Origin of the sequence: Noviherbaspirillum cavernae (assembly GCF_003590875.1) — a bacterium.
Lineage (GTDB): Bacteria > Pseudomonadota > Gammaproteobacteria > Burkholderiales > Burkholderiaceae_D > Noviherbaspirillum > Noviherbaspirillum cavernae.
Genome location: NZ_QYUN01000002.1, coordinates 1952632 through 1967165 on the forward strand (window position 1 = coordinate 1952632; position 14534 = coordinate 1967165).

12 protein-coding genes are annotated in these 14534 nt (G+C 57.3%); 8 read left to right on the forward strand and 4 right to left on the reverse strand.

Translation table 11 applies throughout. From position 1 onward, the window contains the following. Positions 1 to 83: 83 nt before the first annotated feature. Positions 84 to 509, reverse strand: a complete 426-nt coding sequence (locus D3870_RS09020; RefSeq protein WP_119738416.1) for a universal stress protein — start codon at positions 507 to 509, stop codon at positions 84 to 86. Between the two features lie 328 nt (positions 510 to 837). Beyond that, positions 838 to 1317: a Spy/CpxP family protein refolding chaperone gene (locus tag D3870_RS09025; protein WP_158590419.1), complete on the reverse strand. Its 480-nt coding sequence runs from the start codon at positions 1315 to 1317 to the stop codon at positions 838 to 840. A 228-nt stretch (positions 1318 to 1545) separates the two neighbouring features. Between D3870_RS09025 and D3870_RS09030 the strand changes: the two genes are divergently transcribed. Then, positions 1546 to 2268, forward strand: a complete 723-nt coding sequence (locus D3870_RS09030) for a response regulator (RefSeq protein ID WP_199710586.1) — start codon at positions 1546 to 1548, stop codon at positions 2266 to 2268. Further along, positions 2265 to 3623, forward strand: a complete 1359-nt coding sequence (locus tag D3870_RS09035) for an ATP-binding protein (RefSeq protein ID WP_119738420.1) — start codon at positions 2265 to 2267, stop codon at positions 3621 to 3623. The genes D3870_RS09030 and D3870_RS09035 overlap by 4 nt, the downstream gene beginning before the upstream one ends. Before the next feature lie 20 nt (positions 3624 to 3643). Here the strand turns inward: D3870_RS09035 and D3870_RS09040 are convergent, their stop codons facing one another. Beyond that, positions 3644 to 4612, reverse strand: coding sequence for a hypothetical protein (locus tag D3870_RS09040; protein ID WP_119738421.1), 969 nt, complete (start codon positions 4610 to 4612; stop codon positions 3644 to 3646). A 230-nt stretch (positions 4613 to 4842) separates the two neighbouring features. On the opposite strand from D3870_RS09040, the gene D3870_RS09045 reads away from it, so the two are divergent. The 6 genes from D3870_RS09045 to D3870_RS09070 all read left to right on the forward strand — a co-directional run bounded on the left by D3870_RS09045 (position 4843) and on the right by D3870_RS09070 (position 13204). Beyond that, positions 4843 to 5589, forward strand: coding sequence for a M15 family metallopeptidase (locus D3870_RS09045; RefSeq protein ID WP_242489916.1), 747 nt, complete (start codon positions 4843 to 4845; stop codon positions 5587 to 5589). 72 nt (positions 5590 to 5661) lie between these two features. Further along, positions 5662 to 5931: a PAAR domain-containing protein gene (locus tag D3870_RS09050; protein WP_119738423.1), complete on the forward strand. Its 270-nt coding sequence runs from the start codon at positions 5662 to 5664 to the stop codon at positions 5929 to 5931. Between the two features lie 112 nt (positions 5932 to 6043). Further along, positions 6044 to 7534, forward strand: coding sequence for a hypothetical protein (locus D3870_RS09055; protein WP_147375754.1), 1491 nt, complete (start codon positions 6044 to 6046; stop codon positions 7532 to 7534). A 144-nt stretch (positions 7535 to 7678) separates the two neighbouring features. Then, positions 7679 to 11344, forward strand: coding sequence for a type VI secretion system membrane subunit TssM (tssM, locus tag D3870_RS09060; RefSeq protein ID WP_158590420.1), 3666 nt, complete (start codon positions 7679 to 7681; stop codon positions 11342 to 11344). 21 nt (positions 11345 to 11365) lie between these two features. Next, on the forward strand, positions 11366 to 12364 hold the full coding sequence (gene tagF / locus D3870_RS09065) for a type VI secretion system-associated protein TagF (RefSeq protein ID WP_119738429.1): 999 nt from the start codon (positions 11366 to 11368) through the stop codon (positions 12362 to 12364). A gap of 45 nt (positions 12365 to 12409) precedes the next feature. Beyond that, positions 12410 to 13204: an OmpA family protein gene (locus tag D3870_RS09070; protein WP_119738431.1), complete on the forward strand. Its 795-nt coding sequence runs from the start codon at positions 12410 to 12412 to the stop codon at positions 13202 to 13204. A gap of 243 nt (positions 13205 to 13447) precedes the next feature. Here D3870_RS09070 and tssA read toward each other — a convergent pair whose 3' ends face one another. Continuing rightward, positions 13448 to 14527, reverse strand: coding sequence for a type VI secretion system protein TssA (gene tssA, locus D3870_RS09075; protein WP_119738433.1), 1080 nt, complete (start codon positions 14525 to 14527; stop codon positions 13448 to 13450). Positions 14528 to 14534: the final 7 nt, after the last annotated feature.

Here is a 14534-nt window from a genome sequence, read left to right on the forward strand (position 1 = left end):
AGGCCTCGGCCTTGCTGCGCTTTTTTCCTTGTCTCGTCGCGATTTCATCACTTTTATTTGCAACGAATTTCCAACTCAGGACACTAGCGCACGATCAAGACCGGCACGCTTGCGGTCGCAAGCACCTTGGTCGCGGTCGATCCCATGACGAGACTCCGGAACGCGCCGCGTCCGTGAGACCCCATCACGATCAAGTCGATACCATGCTTTTTCACGTACGCATGAATCTCTTCCGCAACTTCGCCGACCTTGTAGCCTGCCTGAAAGGGAATCTTGCCGGCTTCGCATTGCCTTTCGGCCGCTGCCAGTGCCGCATGCGACTCTTCCCGATAGTACGTTTCCAGCGCTGCGCTGCCGGCCGCCGCGCGCGCATAGCCGGTCGGGATCGGCGTTCTTACGTGCAGCAGATGCAGTTCAGGCTCGCCACGGAACCAGTCGAGATGCGAAATCACATATTGCACCGCCTTGTCCGTATAGGCGGAACCATCTACTGCGACAAGAATTTTCATAAGAGCCCCCGGGGCCGAACGGTGAATGGAGCAAGAAACCGGGTGGATGTATTGATGCGCGCGGAATGCGCGACTCTCCCGCGCAGACCGGAGATCAACGTCGCTCTGGCGGAATGAGAATCGGCGCGACAATGCTGCAGCCGGATGCTGTCCACGCCAATGAAAGGCGACCCGCCTTCATCCATCTTGCGAACGAATGTAGCAAAGCGGGCCGGAAATTCGCTTGATGTGAATCAAGCGGTGCGGAATCGACGCATGCAGGCAGGCGCAAAAGGCTCCTGCATGCGTCATCGCTCAACGAATGTTGCCAAGGATTTGCAGCGGAGATTCAATGATGCATGCCGCGATGATTGCGCGGACCGCCCTTGGCAAATTCATCATTGAAAGTCTTCTGTTGCTCCGGCGTAAGGACGGCGTAGAACTCCTTCGTCGCGACGACACGTTCCGCCATCTTCCCTTCGGCTTCCTTCATGTGAGCCAGCATTGCTTCCATGCGCTCGGGCGCGGACATGGCGGCCAGCTGCGCGCGATCCTGGCGTGCCTGCGGCGTGCCTGGTTTCATGCGCTCGTTGAACTTCGTCCATGCGCCTTCCTGCTCCGGAGACAGCTTGAGCTTGTCGTGCAGCGCGGCCTGGCGTTTCGTGAAGCGCTCCTTCATGCGCGCCTCGAATTTGGCATGATCCTCGGCAGACATCGGTCTGCCGTCCCTGTGCTCGCCCCCGGGTTTCTGCGCGTAAGCCGCGAACGATCCCGCGCCGAGAGCCAGCACCGTCACGCCGATCAACAGATGTTTGCGAAAATTAGTCATCATTACTCCTTGCTTGTGTTTGTTCAACATTGATGTGTGCCTGCATGCTCTGCACGCTTCGCATCTTGCCGCCACGATGTATCGCACAGGTGTCGGGTACAGTATCTGTTGTAGCAGCGGGTATCAACCCACGCCAGTTTTGTATCGCCCTGTATCAACGCGGCCCCGGGTAACAGCGTGATACAAATTCATCCCCATCGGGCAATTCGCCTTGCCATAATCGAAGCCATGGACAATCCCGTACATATCCTTATCGTCGACGACGACCCCGAGATCAGCACGCTGCTGGCTGAATATCTGGAGAAGAACGGCTATCGCGCCACCACCGCCGGCGACGGCAAGGCGATGTGGAAGGCGCTCGACGAAACCCGAATCGACCTGATCGTGCTCGACCTCAACCTGCCGGGTGAAGACGGCTTGACGCTGTGCCGCAACCTGCGCGTGCATTCAAGCATCCCCGTGGTCATGCTGACCGCACGCGGCGAACCGGTCGATCGCATCCTCGGTCTGGAAATGGGGGCGGATGATTACCTGCCCAAACCTTTCGAGCCGCGCGAACTGTTTGCCCGCATCCGCAGCGTCCTGCGCCGCACGCACGCCCTGCCGCCCAACCTGCAGTCGCCGGATGCGCAGCAGATGCTCTTCGCCGGCTGGACCATGGACTTCACTGCGCGCCATCTGATCAACCCCGACGGCGTGGTCGTCGCCCTGTCGGGAGCGGAATTCCGTCTGTTGAAAGTCTTTCTCGACCATGCGAACCGCGTCTTGAGCCGCGATCAGCTGCTCAACTTCACACAGGGCCGCGATGCCGATCCGTTCGACCGCTCGATCGACCTCCAGATCAGCCGCCTGCGCCAGAAACTCGGCGAAGACGCACGCTCGCCGCAGATCATCAAGACCGTGCGCAACGAGGGTTATGTGCTCGCCACTGTCGTCGCCAAGGAAAAATGAAATCGATCTTTCAATCCATGACGAGCCGCGTCTTTTTCATCCTGTTTGGCGGCATCCTCGTCGCAATGCTGCTGACAATCGGCCTCGCCCTCGGCGAACGGCAACGGATGATCGGCGAATTCAGGGATTACCACGCGGTGGAACGGGTGGCGCAATTCATCGAGTCACTGGAAACAGTGCAGCCCGAATTGCGCGCCCCGTTTCTGGCAGCTGCCTCCGGCATCGGCATGCATGCGGAACTTGCCGGCACAGAGGACTCCGCCATGGAGCAACGATCGAGCCTGGCGGCCATGCTGGGTCGGCGGATGGGAGAAGCGCATCGGGTGGTGTCAACTCCCACTCGCGCATCCGATTGTCCGGCATTCCGACCCCGCCCTCAAAGCCGGAAGGCGGCCGAACGGCGCACGACCTGCGAGGCATTGTTGATCACACTTGGCGACGGCGAGCGACTACGCCTGTCCCTTCTGCCGCCACGTCCGCCGCCATCGCCACTCCGCCCGGAATACTGGACCTATGCCGCCATTTTCCTGCTGAGTATCGCCGCACTTGCGGCCATCATCGCGCGCATGACGATGCGTCCGCTCAAGCAACTGGCGCAAGCCGCGACCGCGCTCGGCAACAACATCGAAAGGCCCCCCTTGCCGGAGCGCGGCGCGATCGAGATTCGCCAGGCCGCCGCCGCATTCAATGCCATGCAATCACGCATCCGGCATCACATCCAGCAGCGTGCCCATATCCTCGCCGCCATCACGCACGATTTGCAGACACCGATGACGCGCCTGCGCCTGCGACTTGAAAAGGTGGACGACCTCGAACTGAAAGACAAACTGGTAGGCGACCTCTCGGCAATGCAAGGGATGGTGAAGGAAGGACTGGATCTGGCCCGCAGCATGGATTCCGCCGAACCGATGCAGCCGCTGGACCTTGACTCGTTGATCGACAGCGTTTGCACCGATGCGATCGACGCCGGTCAATCCGTCACGACTTCGGGACAGATCCATGCATCCCTGCGCGCACGGCCGCTGGCATTGCGTCGCTGCCTGACCAACCTGATCGACAATGCGGTCAAGTACGGGCAATCGGCGCACGTGAGCGCAGCACGCGACGGCGCGTTTGCCGTCATTCGCATCCGCGATGACGGCCCGGGAATTCCTGAAGATGAATTGGACAAGGTATTCGAGCCGTTCTACCGGCTCGAGAACTCAAGGTCGCGACAGACCGGCGGCACCGGACTGGGACTGACGATTGCAAGCAACATCGCCGAACAGCACGGCGGCAGAATCAGGCTGGCAAATCCGCGTGGAGGCGGCTTGGAGGTGACACTCGAGCTGCCCTTGCCTGCTCTGAAAAGCTGACGTATCGGGCGCGCATCGCGTCAGTTGCTGCTTGTCTGGCTGCTCGAAGGACAGGCAGGATCCGTACCCCAAATGCCGGAGCATACGCGCATGCGGCAGAGTTCACCCTCGAAGAATCCCATCGCGCGGCAGCGCTTTACCTGCGCTTCGACGGACTCGCCGGAAGCACGCACCATGACATCACTATTCGGCTCGCCCCGTTTTTCTCGTTTCACTGTTGCAGGGTCGACGTCCGCATGTGCCCCCGGCTGCGCAGCAGCGGATTTCTGATTCGCGGTCTTGCCCACCTCGCCCGGCCGCGGCGAGTACGCAAGCAATGCGGCAATCAGTTCCACGTCGCGGTCCTTGCTCGTCGGCACCTTCGCAGCGCTTGCCGCTGCGGCGCGCTGCGCGGATTTTTCAGCCGGCTTGTTCTCGTTTTTTCGAGCCACGCCATTTTGCTTCGCCTGCGACTTGCCCTCACCCCTTGTTTTGCCTTTCTCCTTGGGAGTCGTTCGTGATCCGGACGCAGCCGCCTGTGACACCTCCATTGCCGGCTTTGCATCAAGCTCGCCACTCGATTTCATCTGTGCGCCCTGCATAACCGATTCGTCGACCGGAACGACTGCCTGTGCCTGCAACGCATCTGATGAGGCCGCTTCGGTAATGATCGTTGCAACGCTCGGTTCTTCCGGAACCGGTGCAGCGGCAGTCGGTGCAGGCTCCGATGGCGAAGACACGGTGACTACCTCCTTTCGATTGAAGACGGAATCCTGCAGCGCCACAAGCGATGCACGTTCGCGCAAGGCCGGACTGGTTATCAGCAGGTAGGCAACCGACATGGCAAGAAGCAGAAGCATCGCTGCTCCAACCAGCCATTTATGCTTTTTCCCCTTTATGCGCGCCGGCTCCAGCGCATCAAGAATGCTGACGACATCCCGCGAAGCATGCCCTGCTCCCTCGGCATATAGCGAGGGCTGACGCCCGGCATATCCGACGCGCTTTTCCATTTGAACTCCAACCATGAAATAGATTGCCACGAGTAAATTGGCAATTAATTAATTAATTGTATTTATAATAACATTCGATATTGTTTTTCAGTAATTTCCAACTGCACAAACTGCACACCGTGTTTGATATCGTTTTCTTCCTCCTCCTGTCCATCCTCTACCTCCTTGTGCTTGGTGTCGGGGGCTGGATGGTCTTGCATGCAGGCCGACGGCAGCAGTGGCGCGATCGCATGCTTTCTTCATCGCAGAAGGCGAGAATCCGGCTTCAACGCTATGTGAAATTCATGGTCATGCCCTTGCAAGTCTTGTCGCCATCACGCCTTCATGCCGTACTGGCGACAGTTTCCGACTTCCTGCGCCGCCGCAAAATCGCAACGCTGATCACAAGCACGCTGCTCGTATTCCCCTTCCTGCTGACGATGGCCTTTCTCGGCGAGAGTCGGTTGGAAGGCTTTGACGACACCCCGCGGGCAAGCGATCCGGTGATTACCACCTTGCTCCACGGCGAACAATTGGTACCGCCGCCACCTCTTCCACCCGAGTATTTCGTGTCCAGGGAAGTCGAAGCCCACCGGCAGGAACTTGGCAGTGCCAGCCGGGAATGGCTGAAGCTGGATGCCGATTTCCGCCAAAGATTGCTCACTGCGTACGAGTTGATGGTCAGACGTGGCTACCAGATGACGCTGCTCGAAGGCTACCGCAGCCCCGAGCGGCAAGCCTTGCTGGCAAAACTGGGAGCGCACGTCACCAATGCCGGCGCATATCAGAGCTATCACCAGTATGGTCTGGCGGCCGACAGTGCCTTCTTGCGCGATGGAAAGATCATCATCTCCGAGAAAGATCCATGGGCCATGGAAGCGTATCGCCAGTTCGGAGAATGTGCGGAATTGGCGGGATTGGTCTGGGGAGGACGTTGGCGAATGATGGATCTCGGTCACGTTGAACTGAGAAAGTCGAACATACTTGGGCGGCGTTAAGAGTCAATATTGTCATTTTTGCACGTTTAATGTTATCATTATTACAATATTGATCCGCAGCATACAGACAACATGACGCAAGCATTCATTGTCATCGGCGATTCCACAAGCCATGGCGGCACAGTCGTTTCCGGCGCAGCAACCACAGACACCCAGGGAAAGCGGATTGCCCGCGTCGGCGACAAGGTCACCTGCCCCATCAAGGGACATGGAGGCACTACCGTCATTGCGAGCGGCGACCCGACGGTAATCATCGATGGCAGTCCTGCGGCCCGCCATGGCGACAAGACTGCATGCGGCGCGACCCTGATCTCATCCCAGTCATCGACAGGCAGCGCGTAACGGGCTTCAGAAAATCCATTCCAATCCAGCCACGCAATCGCATTCGACGCATGTGCGTGTCAAACAAGGCTCCTTAGTCCGGATCGCTCCACTCCGTGCCACTGCTTAGCAAATGAGTAAATTTCGTCAGTATCTGAAATGGTCTTTCGCCTCGCTCGCCATCGTTGCCATGACATGGGCGCTGGTGATTTTCTGGTGGCAGACAACCCGCCGCGTCGCCACCAACGACGATACGCTGCTGTATCTGGTGATACTGCCAGCAACTGCAGTGACGGCTTTCACTTTGGCGCTATGGCTGCGCAACAGGGCAAGGGCCTCCGACACGCAATCGAATCCGCAGGCGACACCGGCGGACAGCTTCAACCTCCAGGAACCCGGCTCGGCAGACGACCACGCCCTGACCACCTCCATCATGGCCGCATGGGCCATTACAAACGTGGCATCCAATGCCGATGAATTTCCAGGCTCCCTTGCAGAGCGCAAGATTCGTCCCGCCCCCGATGAAGTGTTGACCGATGCAGATGGATATCCGCTGCTCACAGGCCGAATCGCAACGCTCGATACCGCAACTGTCGACGCGTACCTGAAAACGGCAGTCAACAGCGGCAAGTGCGACGATGTGCCTCCGCAGGACGAATGGCGGGAGGCTTTCGTGCGCACCCTTGCGCTGCTTGCCGAACTCATGGAGGCGATTCAGGACGAATGGCCATTTCCGACTGAAACCTTTTCCCGCGCAAACGCCGAGCGGACCGCCAATCAAATCACCTTGAGGGGCGCTCCAGCGAGCGCCTCCGAAGAAGAACCGGCGTTGATGCTGCAGATCAAATTGCTGGTTCCCGACCATTTCCAGCCATGGGAAAAACGGCTTGTCCTGTCGTATTTATCCGAAAAGGCAAGCATTCTGCAGCCATCCAGACAGCCTCTTCAAATCGAACTGGTTCCGGCACAGAACGATACTGTCGCTCTGCTTTTGTCGGATCAATTCAACATCAACACCAGTCGTGATTCCGTGGCCCATGCCATGCTCGTACTGGCCTGCGATTCGACGCTGTGCGATTCGGTATCCGAATCCTGGCAAGCTGATGGACGGCTTTTCAGCGCCGGCAACCCGAGCGGCTTCATGCTGGGAGAAGCGGCGTTCGGCGTCTTGTACGCAAATGAGCGCGCGCAGGATGCGATCGCCGGTACGCCGCTGTGCAAGCTGGCGCGTATCGCCACAGCCACGCGCGACTTCTCCGCGGATATGCACGGCAAGCCTTCCAGCACATCCCTGATCACGACGGTGCACGACGCGCTGATCAAAGCCGGCATTGCGGCAGAATCGATCGGCGCAGTCGCCACCGATGCCGACCATCGGACCAGTCGTGCGCTGGAATGCATGGGCGCGATGTTGAGCGCCACCCCGCACCTTGACGCCGTTGAAAACCGATTCGCAGTGAACGAAGCCTGTGGTCACCTGGGTGCCGCATCCGTCCTTGGCGCAATCGTCGCGGGAGCAATGCACGCAACCGCGGCAGCCTGCCCTGTGCTTCTGTTCAACGTCAGTCACGCCACCGAACGTGCAGCCGCCATTCTTCTTCCGCTGGAAGACACCACCACTTGACTACACCACCGCCGCCTCGCCAGGCAGCTTATGGATATTCCAATGAATCGAATCCTCGACGTCCTCAAAGATGCACGCGTCATTTCCCCGTTAGGCTTGTTGCTCACGCTTGTCGCAACGTACCTGCTTGGAACCGCTTTCCAAGTGTCTTCAACATGGATTTACCTCGCCTTCATCCTCATTCTGCTCGCCTGGACCGGTTATTGGCTGCTCAAATGGAAGAGGCAGCGTCGCGCTGTTGGCGCAATGGAAAAAATGTTCCACAGCCAGACCGATGAAGCCGTCATAACAGCGGCACCGGACAAGAAACAGGACGTCGAAATATTGCGCAAACGTCTGCTGGATGCAGTCAGCAAGATCAAGAATTCCAAGCTCGGGCAAACGACCGGCAGCGCTGCACTGTATGAAATGCCGTGGTACATCGTCATCGGCAATCCGGCTGCGGGAAAAAGCACGGCCGTGATCAATTCCGGGTTGAACTTTCCGTTTTCAGACAAGAGCGGGCAAGCTGTGCAAGGCATCGGCGGCACGCGCAACTGCGACTGGTTTTTCACCACCGAAGGAATCCTGCTGGATACCGCAGGACGATATGCCGTCCACGAAGAAGACCGCAGCGAGTGGTTCGGCTTCCTGAGCCTGCTGAAGAAATACCGGCCCAAAGCGCCCATCAACGGCATTGTCATCGTTGCCAGCATCGCCGAACTTGCCGGCAATCGCCCCGACATCACGATCAATCTGGCAAAGCAGCTGCGCCAACGCGTACAGGAATTGACCGAGCGCCTCGAACTGTTCGTGCCGGTTTACGTCATGTTCACCAAGGTCGACTTGATCGCAGGCTTTGTCGACTTCTTCGAAGATTCGGATAGCGAGGAACGCAGCCGCGTGTGGGGTGCAACCTTGCCATACGACATGGACGGCAAGGCGAATGCAGTCACCCTGTTCGATCAGCATTTCGACACGCTTGCGGATGGCATAAAAGAACTCGGCACCACTCGCATGTCGCTCAATCGCGGCGAAGCAATGAGTCCCGGTATCCTGACATTTCCCATGGAATTTGTCGGCATCAAGCATCATTTGCGCAGCTTCATCGCCACACTGTTCGAAGACAATCCTTTCCAGTTCAAGCCGATTTTTCGCGGCTTCTATTTCACGAGCGCCATTCAGGAGGGCGTCGCCTCGCACGCCACGGGGCAACGCATCGTGCAGCAGTTCGGACTTTCGGCAGGCAGAAAAATGACCGCCAGCGTCAGTTCCAACGCCGGATTCTTTCTGAAGAACCTTTTTTCATCCGTCATCTTCGCGGATCGCGATCTGGTTCGCCAATATGCCAGCCGCAGCAAATTACTATGGCGGCAAGCCATCTTCTACTGCGCAGTATTGGTTCTGGGAGTGACTCTGGCGGGATGGAGCTGGTCCTACGTGACCAATCGTCAATATGCAGCAAACATACAGGCCGATCTGGACAAGGCCGTTCAAGTCCAGGAAAGCAAGTTCGACCTGATCTCGCGACTCGAAGCACTGGGCATCCTTCAGGACCGCCTCGAGCAATTGCAGCGCTATCGCAGCGACAAACCTCTGGCACTGAGTCTGGGACTCTATCAAGGCGAGCGTATTGAAAACAAGCTTCGTTCCGAATACTTCAAAGGCATTCAGCAAGTCATGCTGTCGCCGATGACCCTCAATCTCGAAACCTTTCTTGCAGAAGTCAACAACAGTTCGGAAAAATTACTCGCAGCTGCCGCCTCGCCACAAAAGACAGGTGCGATGGCAACGGCCTCAAGCGACAGTCCTTCCGTACCAAAGTCTAACGGTACGCCATACAAGGATCTCTCCCCGGCCAATCCTGAAGATGCCTACAACGCCCTCAAGACCTACCTGATGCTGGCGAACCGCGACCGCATCGATACCAGCCATCTGAGCGACCAAATCACACGATTCTGGCGCGGATGGCTGGAAGCGAATCGCGGCAATGCAACTCGGGAACAAGTGATCCGCAGCGCAGAAAAACTGATCACGTACTATCTTGCGCAAGCGGAAGAACCCGATTTTCCCTTGATCGAGAACAAATTCACTCTGATCGATCAAACCCGTGAAACCTTGCGTGTTGTCGTCAAAGGCACGCCCGCCCGAGAGCGCGTGTATAGCGAAATCAAGATGAGGGCATCAACACGCTTTCCTGCAGTTTCGGTTGCCAGCGTGGTCGGCGACCAGAACAGGGAAATCATTGCAGGCAGCCATGCAGTCGCCGGGACATTCACCCGTGAAGCGTGGGAGCAATTCGTCGAAGGTGCGATCAAGGATGCCGGCACCAAGGAACTGCAATCCGCTGACTGGGTGCTCAAGACGACTGCGCATGATGACCTTTCACTTGAAGGCAGTCCGGAACAGATCCAGAAGGAACTTACCCGCATGTACAAGGCGGAGTACGTGAACGAGTGGAAGAAGTTCGCCCAAGGCATCACGATCGGCGATTTCGGCACCTTCGAAAATGCGGCAGCAAGCATGAACCGATTGGGCGACCCCGTCTCGTCCCCGCTGAAGAGCGTGTTGCAGACCTTGTACAACCAGACTTCCTGGGACAATCCATCGCTGGTCAATCAGGGCTTGCAAAATGCCCGCCGCGGCGTCATCGACTGGTTCAAGGAAACCATCCTCCGCCAAGCCCCTTCCCGCGTGAATGTGAACCTGAACATGAACGCGCGACAACCTGGCATGCAAATGGGCGCTGTCGGCAAGGAGTTTGCGGCCATCGCGAAGTTGACTGTGGCACACGGTGAGAACAAGGATACCTCGCTCATGAATGGCTACTTGAGTCAGCTGTCCAGGGTACGCGCCCGCTTCAATCAGATCAAGAATGCCGGTGACATCGGCCCAGCCAGCAAGCAACTGATGCAGGCAACGCTGGACGGCAGCAATTCGGAACTGGCAGAAGCACTCAAGTACGTCGACGAGAGCATGCTGACAGGCATGTCGGATTCGGAACGAACAACCATCCGTCCGCTTCTGGTCCGACCGCTGATGCAGGCATTTGCGGTCATCATTGCTCCCGCAGAACAGGAACTGAACCGTACATGGGCCGCCCAGGTTCTCGAACCTTTCGATAAATCCCTTGGCACCAAATACCCGTTCTCCCCCGATTCGCGGATCGAGGCCACCGCCCCGGAAATCGCGCAGATATTCGGCCCCGACGGCGCCATCTCGAAGTTCGTCCAGACCGGCATGGGGCCGCTGGTCATCCGACGCGGCGATACCTTGTCGACGCGGACATGGGCGGATATGGGGCTGCGTCTGAATTCGGCATTCGCAGGCAACCTCGCTCGCTACGTTACCGCGCATGGAGGCACCGCTGCCACCACTGCCGCCGTGGCAGATCAACCGCAAACCAGCTTTCAGTTACAGCCGATTCCAACAGCCGGTTTGACCGAGTACACCATCGAGATCGACGGACAAATCCTGCGGTACCGCAATGGCTTGCAGGACTGGACGAATTTCACCTGGCCAAACGCGAACGGGCAACCCGGCGCAAAAATCGTGGCAGTGACGTCGGATGGTCGCGCAGTCGAGATTGCGAATTTTCCGGGGCAGTTCGGCCTTGAAAAACTGGTGAACTCAGCCCAGCGCAAAAAACTGGACAACGGCTCCTTCACCATGACATGGATCGGCGCCGGCCATCAAGTGAGTGCAAATTTCAGACTGATCAGCGATTCGCGCGCCGGCAGCAACGCCCCAGGCGGCAACTCGAGCGCAGGCCTTCGCGACTTGAAGCTGCCGGCTACAGTGGCGGGCGTGGCAAGCGAAAATGCACAATAAGAACAAGATTCGAAAATCATCATGAGCGCACACAAGACAATAAAGCTACGCAATCCCGGCTCCGTCTATTTCGGCAAGATTTCATCGCGCGGGGATTTTGTCAAAAGCACGAGCGGCACAAAGCTGATTTCCCTCATTGACAGCTGGGCAGCGCAAGGCATGGAACTGCTCATCGCCGATCCCGATTGGAAAGCAAGGTACGACGATGGCGCAGCAATCGATTTTCTGTTTGCAGGAACGCGAAAGCACCATGCCGTCTGCGGCTCAATGATTCCGAGCTGTGACAGTTCGTCGCGACGTTTTCCGTTCATCGCCGCAACGATGTTCGAAATCGATGACGCGATGGACTTTCTGCCCCTCAGTCCGCTTTTTCTGGAAAGGCACATCAATCACCAGCGCGCCTTGATTCATCACATTGCCAAGACGCACGATGCTGCCGACGCGTTGAGCGCACTGAACGAGATTTCGCTGGAATCGGAGGTCGACGGCAACAAGCACGTCGGCAGCTATGAACATTTCCTCGCCAATACCACATTGACCAATTTGACCAACTCCCTGGCCTTCGATCGCGAGCAGGCGACGGTGCGTCAAATGATTCTGGCGATCGGATACCTGCTGCAACCGGTGTTGACGAATTATGCAATTCCTCCACAGAAGGGCCTTGCCCTGCCGATGACGCGCGATCCATCGCAAGCCGCCTTCATCAAGGCACTGTGGATCGACCTGATCAGTACATTCCTGCCACGCGCCGAATTCGAACTCAGTATCTTTTCGTGCATGCGCAGGGGAAATCCAAAGCTCATCGTGACATTGAACGGCGCAACGCCTTCCGTTTTTCAAGTCCTCTTCTCCGAACGATGCGAGGAGGATTATCTGATCAATGTCGAACATTCTGCGGCGTGGATCGAAGAATGCGCCTCACAGGAGCCCGCCACGTTCAAGCTGTCCAGTTATCTGGAGCACGACGCACTTTCCTTGCGTCAGCTCGTTGACACGTTTCGCCAAAGCTTTTCAGGTTAGCCAGACGTTTGGCAACGCCAATCACCAAGCAATCACGCCATCGACATGAATACACCGAGTCTCTTCTCTTCCATTGTCCTCTGCGGCGCGCTGACTGCCGCCACATCGACGGTCACGCACGCAGCATCCACACAGGTGTCAATACCGCCCGACCGCGTTGTCATTTCGGGAGCGGTTCCGGACGAATCGACCAAGGCAGCACTTCTTGCAAGGCTGCAGGAGGTGTACGGCACCGGCCAGGTCATCGATCAAATGACGGTCGGCGGGGTCATTGCGCCACCGAACTGGTCAACGCATGTACCGAAGCTGATAGGTCAAAATCTGAAGTCCATTGGCAAGGGACAGCTCGTGATCGAAGGGACCACCATTACCATGCGCGGAGAAGTAGGTAACGAGGCCACGCGGCAATCCATTGCGAGCGAGTTTTCCAACGTGCTGTCTCCCGGCTATGTCATCAAGAATGCATTGCGCGTCACCGCGGCCAGCCAGGCGCTGCTCGATCAAACACTTGCAAACCGTGTCATTGAGTTCGAACATGGCAGCGCCTTGCTCACAGAACCAGGAAAGCGGATTCTCGACGAAATGTCGGAAGCGCTGAGGAATATGAACGCAAAGAAGATCGAAGTCATTGGTCACACTGACAATCGGGGTGACCCGGCACTCAATCACGCCCTGTCGCGTTCCCGTGCCGACTCCGTCAAGACTTACCTCGTCGCCAAAGGCATCCCTTCAGCTCTTGTCGCAACAAGCGGCATGGGTTCCGATCAACCAGTCGTGCCGAACACTACGGATGAAGGGCGAAAACGCAACAGACGTATTGAGTTTCGCGTCGGCCAGTAAGGGGACTCCTTCAGCGCGGATCACTGAACCCGCACTTTCTCGCCGCTGCAGCAAGCCGCTCGAAAGCATGGCGGCTTGGCCCGCCTCCCAAGTTCACAGGCATACTTGTGGTGAATGCAATGATTTGAAAGTCTTTGCCGTTTCGCAGGCACTGGTAACACCCTTCAAAACGCCTGTCTTGTCGGCTGAAATTACGAGACGCATTGCAGGAAACCGACATCGGCAGTAAACGATCTCCAGCCGTCAACTCTTCTCGCCGGAGGTATCCATGTCCAATCCGAGCATTTCCTCGATATTGGAAAGCGTACCCTGATCCTTTACCACACTACGCAGCCAGGAATGCAGAGGCATGCTTCCCCAATGCGCAGCCTTGTCCGCAAGATAGGCAACCGGACTATGTGGCTCGGTATTACGAAAAAAGATAGCGACTTCCCGCAAAAGAGCAAGGGCCTGCGCCCGATTCCTGACGCCCCCGGAGATCGCATTCTGTACTGGAAAAACAGGTCCGGCATCCGTCTCGCCCCCTGAAGCGCCTCGCTCGAGAACCGTAACCGGTGCCAAGATCCCCACTTCCTTGCCAATCGTCTGCAGACGAAAACGTACCGCGTCAAGACTTTCGCTCAAGGACGTAAACGATGGCCCCTCCATACCGAAGAGTGCGTCGGACGATTGCGTCAATTGCTTCAATGCTGCGATGCATCGCTCAACATCAGCGTTCCACTGAACATAGCGGGTCTTCCCTGTCTTTTGCACTGCGCTGGAGAATTTCTCGAGTGTGATCCTGCTCTCGATATCGGAGATCGCTTCGGGATCGCGTTGCAACTGTGTCTGTAAAAGTCGCGCCGATTCATAGTCGTTCAGACTGAAGGATCCCGGCTTTGCATCCGTTATCGGCGTCTGGCGCACCAGTGCCGCCATGCGCGTCACGAACCATGAAAGATTTCCAATGCGTCGCTCCTGGTCGCCGGCTTCCGCCTGTGGATGCATGTCGTTGCCAAACGTCGCAAGCAATTGCGACATGATCTCCATGCCCAGAGCAAGACCAGACAAGCCGGAAGTCTTGATCATGCCTTCAGCAAGCCAGGCAGACAGTCGCAAATCCTTGCTGCGTTTTTTCAGCAATTCGGCGCAGCATTCGACAACCATCGGCCAGTCCGCTTGCTTCAAGGTTGTTTGCCATTCGCCATAATCAACCGTTGGATCATCTTCGCGCCGCGCTTCCTGGATTCGATCGAATTCAGGAGAAAAAGACATGTCCTCGCCGCAAGGCTGTTCAGGGGAAAGCGGCATCAGAATGCCATCAGGAATTTTTTCCATTTTCATTTATCGG